Below are 18,808 nucleotides of genomic sequence, written 5' to 3'. Positions count from 1 at the left end.
CGACGCCTTCGGGAGCTAACGCCCATGATTCCCTATGTCCGCGACATCCAGTTCGAGTACGGGGTCTGCGATCAGGTCTCGCCCCTGATCCGCCGGGTGGTGGCCCGCAATCCTGGCCCGTTCACCTTCATGGGCACGGGCACCTACATCGTCGGCCGGGGCGAGGTGGCGGTGATCGATCCAGGGCCGGACCTGCCCGAGCATCTGGAGGCGATTCTCGCCGCTCTGGAGCCTGGCGAGCGGGTGACCCACATCCTGGTCACCCATCACCACAGCGACCACTCCCCCCTGGCGCGACCCCTCAAAGAGAAGACCGGGGCCCCGATCTATGGCTGCGCGGTGGGTATCGCCGCTGAAGAGTCGACCATACGCACCGAGGCCGGTGCGGATTTCGGGTTTGCCCCGGACATCAGCCTGTGCGGCGGCGGGCAGGTCATGGAGGGCCCTGGCTGGACCCTGGAGGCCGTGGCCACTCCGGGCCACACCTCAAACCACATCTGTTTCGCCCTGAAGGAAGAGAACGCCCTGTTCTCAGGCGACCACATCATGGGCTGGTCGACCACGGTGATCACCCCGCCGGACGGGGATATGACCGATTACATGGACAGTCTCGAGCGGGTGAAGGCCCGGGGATTCGACGTGCTATGGCCCACCCACGGCCCGCCGATCCTGGCGGTGACGCCATTCATCGAAGCCTATGCCGCCCACCGCCGCGCCCGGGAGGCCCAGGTGCTGGCGGCGGTGGGTGAAGGCTTTGAGCGGATCGTCGACATGGTGCCGACGCTCTATGCCGATGTGGATCCCCGCCTGCACCCGGCGGCGGCCAGGTCGGTCCTGGGGCACATGATCGACCTGGTGCGCCGGGGCAAGGTGACGACCGATGGACCCCCGTCCATCGACAGCCGCTACCGTCTTGCCGGCTAAACCCCCAGCCCGCCGCTGGCGGCCATGACCGCCAGGGTGAGCACGCTGATCAGAATGGCAGCAAAGGCCGGCAGCCAGTAGCGACGGAAGCCGCCAATGGCCGCCACGACAATGGCCAGGACGCCGGTGGCGGCGCTGGCCATGGCCACCTGTGGGAACAGGCCAAGCAGCAGCCGCGCGGGGTCCCCGCCCACCCAGCCATAGCTCCAGCCATAGGTTCCCACGGCCCACATGGCGGCCGGCGCCAGGGCCACGATCAGGGCGACGACCATAAAGAGGCCCGGCAGGGGCGAGGACCGGCGACGCCGGGGTGCTGCGCCCGGCATGACGAACGGCTGGTCGCTGAAGCTGGCCTCCGTCGCCGGGGCCGCCTCTGGGACATAGGCGGGCCAGGGGGTCGCGTCGGTGTCCTCAGGCTTTACAGCCTCACCGGGAAAAGGGCCGAGGGCGTCCGCCACAGCCTCCTCAACCGACGTGGCGGCAGGCTCGGCTTGCGGGGCACCCACCACCGTCAAGCTGTCAGTCGCTACAGGTGCTTCACCGGGTCCGGGGGCCGGGGTCCAGACTGACGCGTGGGGCTCAACCTCCGACGCCTCAGGCTCCGGGGCATAGAGCTTGGGGGCGGACGCCAGCAGGGGCGCAGCCGGAGCTGGCGCGGCCGTCGGCAAGGTGTAGTCGGCCATCCGGTCGCGGATCAGCTTCTTGTCGATCTTGCCTGTGGCGCCGAGGGGAATGTCATCCACAAAGACCACATCGTCGGGCATCCACCATTTGGCGATCTTGCCCTCCAGGAAGTGGAGGAACTCTTCCTTGCTGGCGGTCTCGCCGTCGCGCAGCTTGACCAGCAGCAGGGGCCGCTCGTCCCACTTGGGATGGGCCACGCCGATCACCGCTGCCAGGGCCGCCTTGGGGTGGCCCGCCGCCAGGTTCTCGATCTCGATGGAGCTGATCCATTCCCCGCCGGACTTGATGACATCCTTGGCCCGGTCGGTGATCTGCATGTAGCCGTGGCCATCGATGGTCGCCACGTCGCCGGTGTCGAAGAAGCCCTCGGGGTCGAGGATCTTGCCCCCGTCAGCCTTGAAGTATTCGCCGACCACGAAGGGGCCCTTGACCTTCAGGCGCCCGAAGGTCGTCCCGTCATGGGGCAGACGCGCCTCGGCGTCGTCCACCAGCTTCATCTCGATGCCGAGCGGCGGACGGCCCTGCTTCAGCTTGAAGCGTAGCTGCTCCTCGGCGCTCATGGCGGCGATCTTGTGGTTCGGAGTCGCCTGGGTGCCCAGGGGCGAGGTTTCCGTCATGCCCCAGGCATGGGTGACATCGACGCCGTACTCATCGCGGAAGCCCCGGACGATGGCTTCAGGCACTGCCGAGCCGCCGATCACCACCCGCTTGAGGCTGCTCAGCTTGCCGCCGGTGTCGCGCAGGTGCTGCAGAAGCATCTGCCAGACCGTGGGCACAGCGGCCGAAAAATTGACCTGCTCGCTCTCCAGCAGCTCATAGACCGAGGCACCGTCCAGCTTGGGACCCGGCATGACCAGCTTGGCCCCCACAGCCGGGGCGGAGAAGGCGATCCCCCAGGCATTGGCGTGGAACATCGGCACCACCGGCAGGATGGAGTCCGCCGCGCCAACGCCGAGCACGTCGGTGCCCATGGTGGTCAGGGTGTGGAGGAAGTTGGAGCGGTGCGAATAGAGCACGCCCTTGGGATTGCCCGTGGTGCCCGAGGTATAGCAGAGGCCCGCTGCGGTGTTCTCGTCAAAGCCGCCCCAGGCGCAGTCGGGGGAAGCCTCGGCCACCAGGGTCTCGAAGCACAGGGCGCCCTCGATGGGGCAATCGGCCATGTGCGCCTCATCGGTCATGACGATGATCTTCTCCACCGTCGGCAGCTTGCCCTTTAGGGCGGCCAGAATCGGCAGGAAGGTCAGGTCGGTGAAGATCACCCGGTCTTCAGCGTGGTTGATGATGTAGGCCAGTTGCTCCGCGAACAGGCGCGGATTGAGCGTGTGGCAGACCATGCCCACCCCCATGATGCCGTACCAGGCCTCCAGGTGGCGGGCGGTGTTCCAGGCCAGGGTGGCAATCCGGTCGCCGGGCTTCATGCCCAGGCTCAAGAGCGCGTTGGACAGACGCTTGGCCCGCTCATGGACCTCGGCATAGGTGGTCCTAACGATCGGACCCTCAACGCTGCGGCTGACGATCTCCCGGTCCCCATGCCATTCCTTCGCATGGTCCAGGATCTTGTCGACCGTCAACGGCCAGTCCTGCATCAAGCCCAGCATCACTTCGCTCCCAGAGTTTTTAGGCGTTTCCTTGAGGGCTAAGCTAGTTTTGCAACAGCCTTTAGGCAATGCGAGTCGCCCATCAGGCGCGCCTTGCGACGGAACGGGTGCCGGATTTCCGGGCGAAACCCGCCCAAGCCGTGGAGGTGGTATCAATATTCAACCCCAGGGCGATTGCGGCGGGCTGCCACAGGCTCCCAGGGGACGATGACGCAAGAAACTTGCGCAACATGGGTGACAGCCGGCCCCCTCTGGGTTAAATCTTCTCTGTCATGTCCAAGAACGCCGCCAGCTATCTCTTTTGGTATTTTGGCTATCCGACGCCCCTGGCGACGGACGGAGTTCGGCTGACGTGACCCAGACGTAAGACGCACCCCACCGCCGCCGCCGATCCGGCGGCTTTTTTTTGGCCCGTCGGACGGCTCCCCTCGAGAGCCCCCTATGACCGCCACCTTACCCAGCACCACTGACGACCTGCGTATCCGCGCGATTACCCCGCTGACGCCACCGTCTGAGATCATGGCCGCCCAGCCCCGTACCGACCGGGCAACCGGCACAGTCACCCGAGCGCGCGCCGCCGCCCAGGACATCATCCATGGACGCGACGACCGCCTGTTGGTGGTGATCGGCCCCTGCTCGATCCATGATCCGGATGCCGCCATGGCCTATGCCCACCGGCTGGCCGCAGAGCGGACGCGGTTTGCCGGCGAGCTGGAAATCCACATGCGCGTCTATTTCGAAAAGCCTCGCACCACGGTGGGTTGGAAGGGGCTGATCAACGATCCTGGTCTGGATGGCGGTTTCCAGATCGATCAGGGGCTCCGGATCGCCCGGGGCCTGCTGGCCGACATCAACGACATGGGGCTGCCAGCAGCCTGCGAATTCCTGGATGTCACCACCCCCCAGTACATCGCTGACCTGGTGGCCTGGGGCGCCATCGGAGCGCGGACCACCGAGAGCCAGATCCACCGGGAGCTGGCCTCGGGCCTGTCCTGCCCGGTGGGGTTCAAGAACGGGACGGACGGCAATGTGCAGATCGCGGTCGACGCCGTGCGCGCGGCCAGCCAGCCCCACCATTTCCTGGCCGTGACCAAGGAAGGCCGCTCGGCCATCGCCGCCACCACCGGGAATGGAGACTGCCATGTGGTCCTGCGCGGCGGATCAGCGCCCAACCACGACGCCGCCAGTGTCGCCGCCGCCTGCGCCCTGATCGAGAAGGCGGGTCTGGCCCCCCGTCTGATGATCGACGCCAGCCACGCCAACAGCCTCAAGAAGCCGGAAAACCAGCCAGGGGTCGTGGCTGAACTCGCCGCCCGCCTCAGCGCCGGCGACCAGAGCCTGATGGGCGTCATGATCGAGAGCCATCTGGTGGCCGGCCGACAGGACCTGATCCCTGGCAAGCCCCTGACCTATGGCCAGTCCATAACCGATGGCTGCATCGGCTGGGACGACTCGGTCGCCGTCCTGGAGACCCTGGCTCAGGCCGTTCAGGCCCGTCGCCGGGTCCTGGCCCGGGAGCCCGCAAAGGCCTGAGCCTTCAGGCCGGGGTCTGGAGGTGACTCCAGGCCTCGGCGGCTTCGTCGGCCGAACCTGAGGCGTCGATCCTGACCCAGTTGATCTGGCCAACTTCTTGATCGATCTGCTTGCGAAGGGTGTCCACGGTGGCGTCAGAGGCGTCCCCGTGACGGGCGTTGATCCTCTCGGCCAGGATCTCCGCCGGCGCCTCCAGCCACACGCCGTCAAAGGCGACGCCGTAACGGGTCGCCAGGGCTTCGGCCCTTCGACGCAGGTCCGGGGCGATGAAGGTGGCGTCGAGCACCACCGCCCGGCCCGCCGCCAGGGCCTGACCCGCCTCGCTGAACAGGGTGTCATAGACCTGCTCATAGAAGCCTGGCCCATAGGCGCTGGCCGGCAGGCGGCTGTCGGGGGCGACCCCCATCAGTCGCTTGCGAACCTCATCGGTGCGCAGGACGATCGCCCCGGGTGCCGCCCCGATGCCAGGGGCAACCAGCCGAGCGAAGGTGGACTTTCCTGTGCCCGATAGCCCGCCCACCCCCAAAAGCCTCGCCGGGGGGGGAGATAGATGGGCCAAGGCCGCATCCAGATAGGCGATGGCGGCCGGATCATCACCGGTATGGGCCCAGACATGAGCCCGCACGGCCGCCCGCACCGCCATCATCAGCGGCAGGGTGGCTAGGCCATCCCAGAGTTCGGGCCCGAAGTGCCGGGCCGCCTCGTCCAGATAGGCTGACAGCACCCGCACCGCCGCGTCCCGCCGGCGGCGGAAGTCCAGGTCCATGAGCAGGAAGGCAATGTCGTACTGCACGTCCACATCCGACAGGGTGTCGTTGAACTCAATGCAGTCGAACAGGATCGGCCGACCGTCCTCCAACAGAATGTTCCCCAGGTGCAGGTCACCGTGGCAGTGGCGGGCAAAGCCCCCGAGAACCCGAGCGTTCAGCAGGGCCTCATGGCGAGAAAAGGCCACTTCGGTGGCGGCAATGACGGCCTCGACCCGATCGGCCCCAAGACGCGGGGCCAGCTGTCGCAAGAGATGGGTGTTGGAATCGATGGTGAACTTGAGCGCGCGTCCCCCGCCCCCTTCGGGACGCAAGGCTGCGCCCGCATGGAAGCCGGCGACCGTACGGCCAAGACTGTCGGCCAGGGGGCCGTCTACGGCCCAGGGCTGAGCGGCGAGGACCGCGTTCTCATCGAAACGCCGCATCTCCAGGGCGTACTCCACGGCCTCGCCCCGGCCATCGAACTCCAGCCCCCCGTCCGCTGCCCGGGTGATGGCGCGCACGCTGCGATAGATGTCTGGCGCCGCCGCCCGGTTGAACCGAAGCTCCCGGTCCAGGGCCCAACGGCGAAGGTCCAGGGTGGAATAATCCAGATAGCCGAGGTCCAGTCGCCGCTTGACCTTGAAGGCGCGGTCAGGGGCCAGAAACACCCGGGCGCAGGCGGTGTCGATGCGCCGCTCGGCCTGACCTTCAAGCCAGGCGGCGACCTCGACCTCTTCGGGGTCGGTCAAGGCTCAGGCGTCCTTCACGGGTAAAGTCGTTCAGTGGTCCAGCCCGCGCCGCTGCGGCGGAAAACCAGGCGCTCATGCAGGCGGAACGGCCGGTCGCGCCAGAACTCCAGGGCGGTGGGCGCCAGCCGAAAGCCCGACCAGTGCGGCGGGCGCTCCACCTTGCCCAGACCAAATCGCAAACCTGCCTCGGCGATGCGTTTCTCGAGCGCCAGCCGATCGGGAAGAACCTGCGACTGCTCCGAGGCCCAGGCGCCCAGCTGCGACGCCCGGGCACGGGTGGCGAAATAGGCGTCCGCCTCCTCGCTGCTGACCGGGGTGATCGGACCGCGAACCCGAACCTGCCGGCGCAAAGATTTCCAGTGGAACAGCAGGGCAGCCTGGGGATTTTCCGCCAGTTGACGGCCCTTGGCGCTCTCCAGGTTGGTGTAGAAGACGAAGCCCTGCGGATCGACATCCTTCAGAAGCACCATGCGCACGTCTGGGGTGCCGTCGGCGTCGGCGGTGGCCAGCGCCATGGCATTGGGGTCGTTCAGCTCCTTGCCGCCGGCCTCCTGCAGCCACTGGGCGAACAGGGTGAAGGGGTCGGTGGCACTCAGCAGAGGCGGCGGCTCAGCCTGGGTGACCTGGGCGACATAGTCGTCGTCAGACGGCGAGGCCGGGATCAGCGAGTCTTCTGGGGTCTTTGACATGACCTTGGCCTATAGCGCGCAAGGTGACCGCCGTCAGGGGTTTAACGCGCCGTTGACGGCGCTGAGTCTAGGACGTTCGTCCTATGAGCGGGACAGATCAGGCCCTGACAGCGCGGCAGGCGCGGGAGTTGCTGGGCGTGGCCGCCGCCGCCTCGCCCGGCGAACTGCGCCGCGCCTTTCGAAATCGCGCCAAGACTGTCCATCCCGACCGCGTCGGCGGCGATGCCGAGGCCTTCCGCCAGACAGTCCTGGCCTATGATATCCTGCGTGGACGTGCTGCCGGTGACCGGCGCTTTCAGGCCCCCCCAAGCGTTCCGGCACGTCCCGCGCCGTCAGAGGCGGCAACGCTCACCCTCACCCCGCATCACGCCCTGCACGGCGGTCAGGTCGAGCACCGCATTGTTGATGGTCGCAGACTGAAGATCACCGTGCCCGCCGGCCTGCGCCATGGCGACCGGCTGCGCGCCGGGGGCGAGATGCTCACCGTGGCGCTTCGCGGTGAAGGGCAGCTGATCGTGCGGGGCAATGATCTGTGGATCACCGTTGGGCTGGAGGCTTCACTTCTGGACCAAGGCGGTCGGATCAAGCTGGACACGCCTCTGGGACCTCGGGACGTCTGGATTACCCGCAAGGCCTCGGCCCGGGGGCTGATCAGACTGAACGGTGAAGGGCTGCCGGCCAGAGGCCGCCATCGCCAGGGTGACCTGTTCATCCGGTTGCAGGCAGCCCATGAAACCGCCTCCAGCGCTGCCCGCACCCTTCTGCGCCGGTTCGCCGCCGCCTGGGCGGCGTGAGAGCCGCGCCAAGCAGCTCATACTAGCCTTCGGGCTAAAGCCCTAAGCCGCGTCACGGACGTGGCGCCTGCGTGGAAATGCGCTAAGAGCGCGGCTATGTCGCACAACACATTTGGTCATCTGTTCCGCGTCACAACCTGGGGCGAAAGCCACGGCCCAGCCCTCGGCTGCGTGATCGACGGTTGCCCCGCAGGTCTGTCCCTGACCGCCGAGGATGTGCAGGTCTGGCTGGACCAGCGCCGCCCGGGCCAAGGCAAGTTCGTCACCCAGCGGCAGGAGCCCGATGCCGTGCGTATCCTGTCGGGGGTGTTCGAGGATGCCCGCACCGGCGGCCCTGTGACCACCGGCACGCCCATCTCGATGATGATCGAGAATACCGACCAACGCAGCCGCGACTATTCAGAGATCGCCCAGGCCTTTCGCCCAGGTCATGCGGACTATGCCTATTTCGCCAAATACGGCGTGCGGGACTACCGTGGGGGTGGCCGCGCCTCCGCCCGGGAAACCGCCGCCCGGGTGGCGGCCGGTGCCGTGGCTCGGAAGATCCTGAGCGGCGTCAGCATTCGCGCCGCTGTGGTGCAGATCGGTCCCCATGAGATTGATCGCCGCCGCTTTGATTGGGCCGAGACCCGCAACAACCCCTTCTGGTGTCCTGACGCCGAGACCGTACCCGTTTGGGAGGCTCACCTGGAGAAGATCCGCAAGAGCGGCTCTTCCACCGGGGCCATTGTCGAAGTCGAGGCGACCGGCGTTCCAGCCGGCTGGGGGGCGCCCATCTATGGCAAGCTCGACGCCGAACTGGCCGGCGCGCTCATGTCGATCAACGCCGCCAAGGGGGTCGAAATTGGCGCAGGCTTTTCCTCGGCCGCCCTCACGGGGGAAGAGAACGCCGACGAGATGCGCATGGGCAATGACGGTGAGCCGATCTTCCTGTCCAACAAGGCCGGCGGCGTGCTGGGAGGGATCTCCACCGGACAAGCGGTGGCTGCGCGGGTGGCGTTCAAGCCGACCTCCTCCATCCTCACCCCCCGCCGCAGTCTGGATGAGACCGGGCAGGAGATCGAGTTGCGCACAAAGGGTCGCCACGACCCCTGCGTCGGGATCCGTGCCGTTCCAGTGGTCGAAGCCATGGTGGCCTGTGTGCTGGCTGACGCTTTTCTCCGGCACCGCGGCCAAGCGGGCGAGGCACGTTTCAAGCCCGGTCTACCAGACTAGACGCTAGAAAGACTGGGCGAGCCTTAAACCGGGTATCATTGGTTTTGACATTGACCGCGCGTCGGACTTACCCGAAATGGGCCACCCATGATGTCCCTCCGCCGCCCGTCCGACAGGACGCAGGCAGACCGCGAAAGACGGACCCTTGCGATACGAACTGCTCAGGATCCTGCTTGTTGACGACAACCACCACATGCGGGTGCTGTTGACCGAGATCCTGCGCGCCATCGGCGTGGTGCATATTCATGAGGGTGCCGATGGGGCCGAAGGGCTGCAGCAGCTGCGCAACCACCCTATCGACATCGTCATGACCGATCTGTCGATGCAACCCCTGGATGGCATCGACTTCGTACGTCTGCTGCGCAACTCCCCCGATAGCCCCAACCAGATGATCCCGGTCATCATGATCACAGGGCATTCCACCATGCGCCGGGTGGCTGAAGCCCGGGACGCCGGGGTCAATGAGTTCCTGGCCAAACCGTTGACGGCCCGCGGGGTGCTCGAACGGCTGAACCGTATCGTGGAATATCCCAGGCCCTATATCCGCACCCAGGACTACTTTGGCCCCGACCGCCGGCGCCGGGCAGACCCTGGCTTCACCGGGCCTTGGCGGCGTCGGGATGATGCGGCGATCTCCTTGGCGCACCAGCTCGACTGAGATCGGGCTACTCGCCACCATTTGGTGATGATTTGCGGGTCTTGTGGGGACTGTCCTGGGGGATCCAACATGACCATGCCGCTGCTTCTTCGCCTCAGCCTCATCGGAGCGCTGGCCCTCACCCAGGCCGGCTGCCTCGCCGCCGCCGTGGTCGGTACCACCGCCGGCGTCGCCATTGGCGTCACAGGTGCCGCGGTGGGTGCCACGGCCAAAGGTGTCGGCATGGCGGCTGGTGCCGTCATCCCCGGGGGCGACGATAAGGACGATGAGCGCAAGGCCCGCCGTGATCGCTAAGCCAAGAGGGTAACGTCAGGGCCCAATAGCCTAGACGACCCGCCCTAGAGGGACAGGGCGCAACTCTCGCCGATGGTGGGCCGGGATACCTTGACCCTTGCGAGGCCGGGAAACTGCACCTTCAGACGCTCTGCGAAGTACAGGCAGAGGTTCTCCAGGGTCGGACTGTCGAGCCCCGGCTTCTCATTGAGAAGGCCATGGTCCAGCTCCAGGGCGACCGCTCGCAGCGCCCCGTCCAGCTCGGCCAGATCGGCGACCCAGCCCACCGGCGGCTGCGGGGTGCCGGCTACGGTGGCCTCGACCTGGAAGGAGTGACCATGCAGGCGCGTATAGGGGCTCTCAGCCGGGCCATCGGGCAGATAGTGGGCCGCATCAAAGGTAGCGACCTTGGTGATCTCAAAAATTTGCGATGTCATTGGCGCGCTCGGGCAATCCGTCCAGCCGATCGGCCCTCAGGGAATGCCCAGATATTTGTGGGTTTGGACGCTTAAACGCCACTGAGGGTGCGCGAGGCAATAGGCGATCGCCGCCTCGGTGTTGGCGATCCTGTTGGGCCCATCCATGGGCTGAAGGTAAAATCGCTCGAAATCCAGGCTGGCAAACCGCTCTGGATCAACGCCGGGCTGAGGAAAGACCAGTTTCATTTCCTGGCCGGCCGTCTGGGCCAGGGGGGCCTGGGCCTTCGGACTGACGCAGATCCAGTCAACGCCAGGGGGCGCTGGGAGCGTTCCGTTGGTTTCCACAGCGATGGAGAAGCCCCGGTCCTTCAAGGCCGTGATCAGGGGCGGATCCAGCTGCAGCAAGGGCTCGCCGCCGGTGCAGACCACCAGCCGGTTAGCCGCGCCACCGGTCCACGCCCCGGCGACCGCATCGGCCAGTGCCGCCGCATCGGAAAAGCGGCCTCCCCCGGGGCCGTCCATGCCAACAAAGTCAGTGTCACAGAAGGTGCAGACCGCCTGTGCCCGGTCGGCCTCGCGCCCGGACCACAGGTTACAACCGGCAAAACGGCAGAACACCGCAGGTCGGCCGGCCTGTCCCCCCTCCCCCTGCAGGGTCAGGAAGATCTCCTTGACCGAGTAGCTCATGGGGCGAGCTCCGGGCGTCCCTGTGCCACCCACTCCGACCAACCTTTGGACCTGAGATCGCACGCCGGACAGGTGCCGCAACCATAACCCCAATCGTGACGCACGCCGCGCTCGCCCCGATAGCAGGTATGGCTTTCCTCACAGATGAGATCCGTCAGGTCCTCTCCGCCCAGCCCCTTGGCCAGGGCCCAGGTCTGCGCCTTGGTGAGCGACATCAGGGGGGTCCGGATCTGGAAATCCTGCGCCATGCCGAGGTTCAGGGCCCGCTCAAGGGCCTCGATGGTGTCGCGGCGGCAGTCAGGATAGCCAGAGAAATCGGTCTCACACATGCCGCCGACCAGGTCGCGTGTTCCCCGTCGGTCAGCCAGGGCCGCGCCGTAGGTCAGAAAGACGAGATTACGCCCCGGCACGAAGGTGGAGGGCAGCCCCTTGTCAGTGATCTCGAAGGCGCGCTCACGGGTCATGGCGGTCTCAGCGATGGCGCCAAAACTGGTCAGATCGATGAGATGATCAGGGCCCAGACGCTGCGCCCAATCTGGAACCTGATCAGCCATCGCCCGCCGGACCACCTGCCGCGCCTGCATCTCGACGGTGTGGCGTTGGCCATAGTCGAAACCCACGGTCTCGACATGGTCATAGCGAGCCAAGGCCCAGGCCAGGCAAACCGAGGAGTCCTGGCCCCCGGAAAACAACACCAGGGCGCGCCTGTCACGAGCAGTGTCCGTCATGCCCCCCATATGCGCGCGCAGGGGCTGCAAGGGAAGACGCCGCTGGCGCGCTGAGTGTCCAGATGATCGCCTTTTGGAGGGGTAAACCAACCCCCAGCAGTCCGACATTCCACTTTCAGTTGGCTACAACTTCAAGGCGTCTGATCCCAGCACCAACGAGACGTGCTGCGCGTTCTGCTTTTGAGCTCTGCGTCAAGGCGACACAGCTCGCTTAACGTCTCTGCAAAGTGTTGCACCCATCTTAGGTGGCAGATTGCAACGGCGTCCGAAACCATGCCCCCCTCCGAGTTCTTCTTCGAGCACATTACCGAAGAAATCCGCATCCAGATCGAGGGGATGCAGGCGCTGAATGCGCGCCTCGGACGACACCATCTTCCACCTGACGCCGCAGCCTGCGCTGACGGCATTGATGAGGCCGCCAACGCCATCTCGCGGCTGCTGGTCCTGGCCCAGGACCTGAAGCAGATAGCGACCGGCAGCCTGAGCGTGAGCCCCGCCCCTTATCAACTGCGGGACCTGATGGACGATGTGCAGGCCCGCTGGATCAGTCGCGTGGGACAAGGCGGCGTCACCCTGCTGGTGTCCTGCGTTGGGGAACCCGCCATGGCCGCGGTTGTGGACGCCCACAGATTGCACCAGGTGTTCGATGGTTTCATTGGCCTGGCCATCTCCGGGGTTCGGCGTGGCGCAGTTGAAGCTTCGCTTGAAGTCACGCCCCTGGCCGATGGGACGCTGCAGCTGGTGGGTCGCGTCCGGGGCGCTGGCGAGGCGACTGAGGGAAATCTGTCGGGCAGCCTTGAAGAGGTCACGGCGCGCTTTGGCCTGGAGACGGCCATGGGTGCTGCGCTCAGCCAGAGGCTTCTTGAGACCCTGGAGGGGCACTGCCGCACGGAACTGAATGCGGGGGGCGGAGAGACGGCTGTATTTACCCTGACCGCGCCCCTCGCGCCGGCTGCCGAGATGGTGCCAGGCGAGCATGCCGCCGAGCGCGTCGCCCATGTGCTGATCGTCGACGACAACGCCACCAACCGCATGGTGGCCGAAACCCTCTGCGAGATGTTCGACTGCACGGCAGAGACTGCCGTCGATGGGATCGAGGCGGTTGAGCTGGCCCGGACGGGGCGCTTTGACCTGATCCTGATGGACATCAAGATGCCGCGCATGGACGGTGTCGCAGCCACGCGCGCCATCCGCGCCTTGGATGGCCCTGCCGGCCAAACCCCGATCATCGCCCTCACCGCCAATGCCGATCCCGAGGATGCTGCGGGCTATATCGCCGCCGGCATGATCGGGGTGGTTGAGAAGCCGATGAAGCCCGAGCACCTCCTGCGGGCCTTGCAACAGGCCCTGGGGCAGGACAAGGCTCAGGCCGCCTGAGCGTCTAAATCAGCCAGGTCATGGCCCGTGACCTCGCCAGCGCCCTAGCCTCCCCGAGCACTGCAGGCCATGATGATCTCGCATCACCCGGGGGGCCTTGATGGCGAGCTATTACGAACGACGTATCCTGCCGGGTCTGCTGACCTGCGCCTGCGGATCGCCTGGCATCATGCGGCAGCGGGCGAAGATCGTGCCCCAGGCCCATGGGCGGGTCCTGGAGCTCGGCATCGGCGGCGGCCTGAATCTCGCCTTCTATGATGTAAACAAGGTCGAGAGCGTCACCGGCATCGACCCTTCCCCGGAACTGCGAGCCCTGGCTCTGACGGCCCCGAGGGATCCTGATCTCAGGCTTGAGGTGGAGGCCGGGACGGCCGAAGCTCTGCCCTTTGATGACCAGAGCTTCGACAGCGTGGTCTGCACCTTCACCCTCTGTTCGGTGGCGGACAGCGCCAAGGCCCTGTCGGAAGTCAGACGGGTGCTGAAGCCAGGCGGGACCTTCTTTTTTTGCGAGCACGGTCTGTCGCCCGAGCCGGCGATCGCCCGCTGGCAACGGCGATTGGACCCGCTTTGGAGCCGCCTCGCGGGGGGCTGCCACCTGAATCGCCCTGTGGCTGAGACGGTGGAAGGGGCGAGGTTTACCCTGACAAGCCTGGAAAAGGCCTATCTGCCCAAGACGCCCAGGATCGCCGGGTGGAATGAATGGGGCTCAGCCCAGCCAGCCTAGTTGCCGGGCTTCAGACCGGCCAGCCTGCCAGACTGCTGACGTCCCCCTGCCGGGCTGCCGGCTCCCTCACGACCTGATCGATCAGGCCAAGAAGGGTCTCAAACTGTACGGGCTTGGCCACCACCGCATCCATCCCCGCACCCATGTAGCGGCGGATCTCATCGGCCATGACACTGGCCGTGACGGCGATCACCGGGGTGCGGGTCATCGCGTCTGCCCGTTCCATGGCGCGGATCTGCCGGACGGCAGCCAGGCCATCAAGCCTGGGCATGTGAATGTCCATCAAGATCACGTGCCACTCACCGGCCGCCCAGGCCTCCACCGCCTGCAGGCCGTCGGCAGCTAGGCCACACTCGGCCCCCTCGCTTTCCAGGAGGGTCTGGAGAACCGCCCGGTTGGCCAGATTATCGTCGGCGATCAGCACCTTGCACCCCGAAAGCCCGACGGAAGGGGCCGGCTTGGTCACGATAGGCGGAAGAAGGCGCTCATTGCGCGCGGCGGTCATCGCATCTCCCGCCGCAACGGCGGGCAGGGGCAGGTCGAGGATAAACCGGCTGCCGCGGCCAGGCTGACTGGAGAAGGTGATCTGGCCACCCATGAGTTCGGCAAGGTCACGGCAAATGGACAGGCCTAGGCCCGTACCGCCTGAGCGACGGGTATTGGAAGAATCAGCCTGGACGAACTTCTCGAAGATGCTGGCCTGCTGATCTGTGGGAATGCCGACGCCGGTATCGTGAACCTCGCAGACGAGGTGCTCATGATCACCGCTGATCCTGACGATGACCGATCCCGCCTCGGTGAACTTGAGGGCGTTAGAGATCAGGTTGCTGAGGATCTGGCGGACACGGACCTCATCCCCCAGCCTCAGGCCCGAGACGTCCGGCGCGACATCCAGGCGGAAAATCAGACCCCGATCAGCCGCGAGCTGCCCATAGAGTTTCCGAAGAGTCTCTGAGAACCGGTCGAGGTCGAAAGGGGCTGGGGACAGGCTCATTTCGCCGGCCTCAATCCGCGACACGTCCAGCACCGCGTTGAGGATCTCCAGCAGATCTTCAGCCGAGCGCCGGACTGTGGTCAGGCGATCGCGCTGCTTGGGGGCCAGGTCATCGCGCTCCATCACCTGGACCATGCCAAGCACCCCGTTCATGGGGGTGCGGATCTCGTGGCTCATGGTGGCCAGAAACTCGCTTTTGGTGCGGTCAGCGGTGCGCGCGGCGACGGCGAGGTCTTGCGCCTCGCGGGCCAGGTCCTGATTGCGGGCCAGTTCGTGTCGCAGGGCATGGTTCAGCTTGTCAGTGGCCAGCCGGGCGCGGAGTTCGCGCATCATGGCGCTCCGCATCATCGCGGAAATACCGACCGCCGCGAACAGGCTGGCCAGACTGACATAAGCGTATTCACTGATCAGGTTTCCGGGGGCGTTCCGGGCCATCAGCACCAGCAGGGCCAGGGCCAGACCTGCCGCGGCAAACCCCAACCGCCGCGTCGGCGCGCCCGTGGCGAAGGCCAGGGCAAGCAGCACGTAGTAGATGAGTTTCAGGGGCTCGAAGTTAAAGCTGAGCTGCGTGGTGACATTGGCCAGAGGCAGGCCAAAGAGCAGAACGGCGAAGCCTTCAAGCTGCAGCAGCCCCACGGGCGCGCGCAGGCGTCGCCAGATCAGGAAACCGACCACCGTCGTCGTCGTCGACAGAGCCAGGAGCACCGGCAGCGCCACCCCCGACGTGAAGAAAGGATGGGACAGGGTGATGATCAGATAATAGACGGCCGCAATGGCCGCGAACATCCGCAGGATCGGTGCCTGGGACTTCGCCAGCACCTCCGGTTCGACCTTGATGTGGTCACCTTTTGATTTGTTCAGGATCAGCAAGTCGTAGTCCCGGCGTGTTTCAGAGCGAAGCTAGCGCGGTCATATGAAACCCCACGAGTTCATTGTGCAGACAAAGTGTCACACCCGTTTATCAGCCTCATCAGGAGGCTTCAGGGGACTCAGCGGACAATCCTATGGGGAGATCAGCCCAGGCCAGCCATATCCACATTGGGAAAGCGCGCGCACGCAACGAAAGTGAGGCGATCCGCGGCAGACTGACCTAAAACTGGGTGGCCGCGATGCACGGAGACACGCCAATGGCCCCCGAGACCATCCTCGATCCCCAGCTGCCGATCATCGATCCGCACCACCACCTTTGGGACATGCGGACGCGGTTTGGCCCCGATGCACCGCCCCCCCGCCACGGGTTTGAGGCCCTGCTGCGTCGCACGCCCCACTACCTGCTCGACCATCTTCTGGGGGACCTCGGCGCCGGCCATAATGTCCGCGCGACGGTTTTCATCGAGTGCGGTGCCATGTACCGCGCCGGTGCCTCACCAGCGCTCGCGCCTGTGGGCGAGACGGAATTCGTCAATGGGGTGGCGGCCATGAGCGCCAGTGGTCTGTATGGCGAGACCCGGGCCTGCGCCGGCATTGTGGGTCATGCGGATTTCACCCTCGGCGACGCCGTCGCCCCGGTGCTGGAAGCCCATCTCGCCGCCGGCGGCGGGCGGTTCCGGGGCGTCCGTCAGAGCGCAGCCCAAGATCCCGATCCTGCTGTCCTCGGGTCTCTCACCCCGCGCCCAGCGGGCCTGTTCCGCAGCACGGCGTTCCGTGAGGGCTTCGCCCACTTGGCCGCCTATGGTCTGTCCTTCGACGCCTGGCTGCTGGAGCCGCAGATCCCTGACCTGATCGACCTGGCAGACGCCTTTCCAGGGACAACCATCATCCTTGACCATGTGGGCACCCCCCTGGGGATCGGTGCCTATGAGGGCCAGCGGCAGGCGCGGTTCGGGGTCTGGCGCGATAACCTGCGGGCCCTGTCCCAAAGGCCCAATGTGCTCTGCAAGATCGGCGGGCTGGCCATGCCGTTTGCTGGTTTTCCGAGCTTCATGGCCGAGCCGCCCGCCCCCGCCGAAGCCCTGGCCGAGGAATGGCGGCCCTATGTGGAGACCGCCATCGACGCCTTTGGCCCCGCCCGCTGCATGTTTGAGAGCAACTTCCCGGTGGACGCCGGGACCTGCGATTACGCCACGCTTTGGAATGCCTTCAAACGCCTGGCGGCCGGCGCGTCGGCCGACGAAAAGGCGGCCCTGTTCCACGACACCGCCCAACGCACCTATCGCCTGGAGCTCTGAGGCGGCAAAGCCTCAGCGGAACTCCAGGCCCTCAAAGGCACCAGACGTCCGCCAGCCGTCGATATACTTGAAGTATGCGCTGGCACCCTGGGGGTAGCCGACGTTCAACTTTGCGGCGGGCCCCGGGTCCTGGCCTTCGTTGTTGTAGTAGCCAGGGGTGCAGTCGGGTGCCCCCAGCATGCGGCCCATGCCAGTGAGCAGCAGATTGACCCAGGCCTCCTGCGCCGCTTCGGTCACCTCCACCGCCTTGGCACCCCGATCAAGGGCGTGGCGGATGGTCATGGCGATGGTGCGGCCCGATTCCGTCAGATTGTGCGGAATGTTGGAGATCAGGTTGGCACCCTGGGTCGGCTGGACGAAGAAGGCGTTGGGGAAGTCCCGCACATGGATGCCGTGCAAGCTTTTCATCCCCTCGGCCCAGGCCTGTGACAGCTTCAGCCCGCCGCGACCGGAGAGGTCAAAGCCCGCCCGCTGCTCAAACGGCGTGCCCACCTCGAAGCCCGAGGCGTAGATGATGCAGTCGACCTCATACTCGACGCCGGCCACCACAAAGCCCTTTTCGGTGATCGCCTCGACCCCCTTGCCGTCGGTGTCGACCAGATGGGTCCCGGGCGTGTTGAAGGCCTGCAGATAGGCGTCGTGGAAGCAGGGGCGCTTGCAGAGCTGGCGGTACCAGGCCTTGAGCTTCTGGGCGGTCTCGGTGTCGGCGACGATGGAATCCACCCGGGCGCGGATCTCCTCCATCTTTTCGAAGTCGGAATCCTCGAAGGCGGCCAGCATCTTGAAGGGGCTGCGGTCTTCCGGCGGTAGTTCGTTGATGCGGGCGCGGATGCGACGGGAAAGATCGGTCCAGCCGTCCATGACCAAGTCGTCCTCGGCCAGGTTGCCGCCCTGGTTGGCGGTGAAGTTCTCCAGCCAGCGCTGCTGCCAGCCGGGCTCGGCCACGGTCTTGAACCAGTCCGGATCGATGGGGGCATTGGCGCGGACATCCACCGAGGACGGCGTACGCTGGACCACATAGAGCGCCTGGCAGGCCCGGGCGAGGTGGGGCACGGCCTGGACCGATGTGGCGCCAGTACCGATGATCGCCACCCGCTTATCGGCCAGCTTCTCCATCAGGCCGCCCTTTGGATCACCGCCGGTATAGTCATAGTCCCAGCGGCTAGTGTGGAAGGCGTGGCCCTTGAAGTCCTCAATACCGGGAATGCCCGGCAGCTTGGGCACATGCAGGGGCCCAGTCCCGAGACCGATGAAGCTCGCGGTGAAGGCGTCGCCGCGATTGGTGCGGATCAGCCAGCGGCTTTCGCCCTCGTCCCAGGTCAGATCCTCGACCTCGGTGTGGAACAGGGCGTTATCATAGAGGCCATACTGGCGGCCGATCCGCTGGCATTGCTCGAGGATCTCCGGGGCGTGAGCGTACTTCTCGCTCGGCATGTGCCCGGTCTCTTCCAGGAGCGGCATATAGATCATGGACGCCGTGTCGCACTGGGCGCCGGGATAGCGGTTCCAGTACCAGGTGCCGCCGAAGTCGCCGGCCTTGTCGAGGATGCGCACGTCGGTGATGCCGGCCTCCACCAGTCGCGCGCCGGTCACCAGGCCCGCAAAGCCGCCGCCGATGAAGGCGAAGGTGACATGGTCGGTCTTGGGTGCGCGCTCGACCCGGGGGGTGTAGGGATCCTCGAGATAGTCGGCGAACCGGCCGCTGAGTCGCACATATTGGGCGTTGCCGTCGGCCCGCAGGCGCTTATCCCGCTCAGCGACATATCTGGCGAGCAGGGCCTGCTTGTCGATCACCCGCCCCGTCGATGCTTCCGAGCCCATGGCCGCTTCCCTAAACTGTTCTTA

At 66.0% G+C, this 18,808-nt stretch carries 17 protein-coding genes; 9 read left to right on the top strand and 8 right to left on the bottom strand.

All coding sequences use genetic code 11. The annotated features are described in order from the left end of the window. Positions 1 to 24 precede the first annotated feature (24 nt). Positions 25 to 924, top strand: coding sequence for an MBL fold metallo-hydrolase (locus MH112_RS05150; protein WP_296564813.1), 900 nt, complete (start codon positions 25 to 27; stop codon positions 922 to 924). On the opposite strand, the gene MH112_RS05145 is transcribed toward MH112_RS05150, so the two are convergent. Next, positions 921 to 3,206, bottom strand: a complete 2,286-nt coding sequence (locus MH112_RS05145; protein WP_296564810.1) for a long-chain-fatty-acid--CoA ligase — start codon at positions 3,204 to 3,206, stop codon at positions 921 to 923. The two genes, MH112_RS05150 and MH112_RS05145, sit on opposite strands and share 4 nt — an antisense overlap. Positions 3,207 to 3,647: 441 nt before the next feature. On the opposite strand from MH112_RS05145, the gene MH112_RS05140 reads away from it, so the two are divergent. Further along, positions 3,648 to 4,739 carry a 3-deoxy-7-phosphoheptulonate synthase gene (locus MH112_RS05140; RefSeq protein WP_296564807.1) on the top strand — a complete coding sequence of 364 codons (1,092 nt, stop codon included), beginning with the start codon at positions 3,648 to 3,650 and terminating at the stop codon, positions 4,737 to 4,739. A 4-nt stretch (positions 4,740 to 4,743) separates the two neighbouring features. Here MH112_RS05140 and MH112_RS05135 read toward each other — a convergent pair whose 3' ends face one another. Then, complete coding sequence (locus MH112_RS05135) at positions 4,744 to 6,237, bottom strand: bifunctional aminoglycoside phosphotransferase/ATP-binding protein (protein WP_296564804.1); 1,494 nt, start codon at positions 6,235 to 6,237, stop codon at positions 4,744 to 4,746. 14 nt (positions 6,238 to 6,251) lie between these two features. Continuing rightward, entirely contained in the window at positions 6,252 to 6,926 is a 675-nt protein-coding gene (gene pdxH / locus MH112_RS05130) for a pyridoxamine 5'-phosphate oxidase (RefSeq protein WP_296564801.1), read from the bottom strand. Between the two features lie 83 nt (positions 6,927 to 7,009). Here pdxH and MH112_RS05125 point away from each other — a divergent pair, with 83 nt between their 5' ends. The 4 genes from MH112_RS05125 (at position 7,010) to MH112_RS05110 (ending at position 9,887) form a co-directional block, all read left to right on the top strand. Then, on the top strand, positions 7,010 to 7,720 hold the full coding sequence (locus tag MH112_RS05125; protein ID WP_296564799.1) for a DnaJ C-terminal domain-containing protein: 711 nt from the start codon (positions 7,010 to 7,012) through the stop codon (positions 7,718 to 7,720). A gap of 96 nt (positions 7,721 to 7,816) precedes the next feature. Beyond that, the gene (gene aroC, locus MH112_RS05120) at positions 7,817 to 8,935 is read left to right on the top strand and encodes a chorismate synthase (RefSeq protein WP_296564796.1); all 1,119 of its coding nucleotides are present in this window, start codon (positions 7,817 to 7,819) and stop codon (positions 8,933 to 8,935) included. Between the two features lie 145 nt (positions 8,936 to 9,080). Next, the gene (locus tag MH112_RS05115) at positions 9,081 to 9,593 is read left to right on the top strand and encodes a response regulator (RefSeq protein ID WP_296564794.1); all 513 of its coding nucleotides are present in this window, start codon (positions 9,081 to 9,083) and stop codon (positions 9,591 to 9,593) included. Positions 9,594 to 9,662: 69 nt separating this feature from the next. Beyond that, positions 9,663 to 9,887, top strand: a complete 225-nt coding sequence (locus MH112_RS05110) for a hypothetical protein (protein ID WP_296564792.1) — start codon at positions 9,663 to 9,665, stop codon at positions 9,885 to 9,887. Positions 9,888 to 9,931: 44 nt separating this feature from the next. On the opposite strand, the gene MH112_RS05105 is transcribed toward MH112_RS05110, so the two are convergent. Genes MH112_RS05105 through queC form a run of 3 tightly spaced genes read right to left on the bottom strand, consistent with a single transcriptional unit; the run spans position 9,932 to position 11,700 of the window. Then, positions 9,932 to 10,303 (bottom strand): 6-carboxytetrahydropterin synthase, encoded by a 372-nt coding sequence (locus tag MH112_RS05105; protein WP_296564790.1) that lies wholly within the window; start codon positions 10,301 to 10,303, stop codon positions 9,932 to 9,934. Positions 10,304 to 10,339: 36 nt separating this feature from the next. Then, complete coding sequence (queE, locus tag MH112_RS05100; protein WP_296564788.1) at positions 10,340 to 10,972, bottom strand: 7-carboxy-7-deazaguanine synthase; 633 nt, start codon at positions 10,970 to 10,972, stop codon at positions 10,340 to 10,342. Next, complete coding sequence (gene queC / locus MH112_RS05095) at positions 10,969 to 11,700, bottom strand: 7-cyano-7-deazaguanine synthase QueC (RefSeq protein ID WP_296564786.1); 732 nt, start codon at positions 11,698 to 11,700, stop codon at positions 10,969 to 10,971. The genes queE and queC overlap by 4 nt, the downstream gene beginning before the upstream one ends. Positions 11,701 to 11,973: 273 nt before the next feature. Here queC and MH112_RS05090 point away from each other — a divergent pair, with 273 nt between their 5' ends. Both MH112_RS05090 and MH112_RS05085 read left to right on the top strand, forming a co-directional pair. Continuing rightward, entirely contained in the window at positions 11,974 to 13,077 is a 1,104-nt protein-coding gene (locus MH112_RS05090) for a response regulator (RefSeq protein ID WP_296564784.1), read from the top strand. Between the two features lie 100 nt (positions 13,078 to 13,177). Next, a complete protein-coding gene (locus tag MH112_RS05085) occupies positions 13,178 to 13,801 on the top strand; it encodes a class I SAM-dependent methyltransferase (protein ID WP_296564783.1) in 624 nt (207 codons plus the stop codon). A gap of 10 nt (positions 13,802 to 13,811) precedes the next feature. Here the strand turns inward: MH112_RS05085 and MH112_RS05080 are convergent, their stop codons facing one another. Beyond that, positions 13,812 to 15,665 carry an ATP-binding protein gene (locus MH112_RS05080; RefSeq protein WP_296564781.1) on the bottom strand — a complete coding sequence of 618 codons (1,854 nt, stop codon included), beginning with the start codon at positions 15,663 to 15,665 and terminating at the stop codon, positions 13,812 to 13,814. A 257-nt stretch (positions 15,666 to 15,922) separates the two neighbouring features. Between MH112_RS05080 and MH112_RS05075 the strand changes: the two genes are divergently transcribed. After that, positions 15,923 to 16,963, top strand: coding sequence for an amidohydrolase family protein (locus MH112_RS05075; protein ID WP_296564780.1), 1,041 nt, complete (start codon positions 15,923 to 15,925; stop codon positions 16,961 to 16,963). 12 nt (positions 16,964 to 16,975) lie between these two features. Here the strand turns inward: MH112_RS05075 and MH112_RS05070 are convergent, their stop codons facing one another. After that, positions 16,976 to 18,784 carry an NAD(P)/FAD-dependent oxidoreductase gene (locus MH112_RS05070; RefSeq protein WP_296564777.1) on the bottom strand — a complete coding sequence of 603 codons (1,809 nt, stop codon included), beginning with the start codon at positions 18,782 to 18,784 and terminating at the stop codon, positions 16,976 to 16,978. Between the last annotated feature and the right edge of the window lie 24 nt (positions 18,785 to 18,808).

It is taken from the genome of Phenylobacterium sp. (genome assembly GCF_022402485.1).
Taxonomy (GTDB): Bacteria; Pseudomonadota; Alphaproteobacteria; order Caulobacterales; family Caulobacteraceae; genus Phenylobacterium.
This window is presented reverse-complemented; position numbering and strand designations above follow the sequence as displayed.

Bases quoted from the DNA above. Each gene is read 5' to 3' on its own strand.
- MH112_RS05105 (WP_296564790.1), bottom strand. From the start codon at position 10,303: ATGACATCGCAAATTTTTGAGATCACCAAGGTCGCTACCTTTGATGCG.
- MH112_RS05125 (WP_296564799.1), top strand. From the start codon at position 7,010: ATGAGCGGGACAGATCAGGCCCTGACAGCGCGGCAGGCGCGGGAGTTG.
- MH112_RS05150 (WP_296564813.1), top strand. From the start codon at position 25: ATGATTCCCTATGTCCGCGACATCCAGTTCGAGTACGGGGTCTGCGAT.
- MH112_RS05075 (WP_296564780.1), top strand. From the start codon at position 15,923: ATGGCCCCCGAGACCATCCTCGATCCCCAGCTGCCGATCATCGATCCG.
- MH112_RS05145 (WP_296564810.1), bottom strand. From the start codon at position 3,206: ATGCTGGGCTTGATGCAGGACTGGCCGTTGACGGTCGACAAGATCCTG.
- MH112_RS05110 (WP_296564792.1), top strand. From the start codon at position 9,663: ATGACCATGCCGCTGCTTCTTCGCCTCAGCCTCATCGGAGCGCTGGCC.
- MH112_RS05090 (WP_296564784.1), top strand. From the start codon at position 11,974: ATGCCCCCCTCCGAGTTCTTCTTCGAGCACATTACCGAAGAAATCCGC.
- aroC (WP_296564796.1), top strand. From the start codon at position 7,817: ATGTCGCACAACACATTTGGTCATCTGTTCCGCGTCACAACCTGGGGC.
- queE (WP_296564788.1), bottom strand. From the start codon at position 10,972: ATGAGCTACTCGGTCAAGGAGATCTTCCTGACCCTGCAGGGGGAGGGG.
- pdxH (WP_296564801.1), bottom strand. From the start codon at position 6,926: ATGTCAAAGACCCCAGAAGACTCGCTGATCCCGGCCTCGCCGTCTGAC.
- MH112_RS05140 (WP_296564807.1), top strand. From the start codon at position 3,648: ATGACCGCCACCTTACCCAGCACCACTGACGACCTGCGTATCCGCGCG.
- queC (WP_296564786.1), bottom strand. From the start codon at position 11,700: ATGACGGACACTGCTCGTGACAGGCGCGCCCTGGTGTTGTTTTCCGGG.
- MH112_RS05085 (WP_296564783.1), top strand. From the start codon at position 13,178: ATGGCGAGCTATTACGAACGACGTATCCTGCCGGGTCTGCTGACCTGC.
- MH112_RS05070 (WP_296564777.1), bottom strand. From the start codon at position 18,784: ATGGGCTCGGAAGCATCGACGGGGCGGGTGATCGACAAGCAGGCCCTG.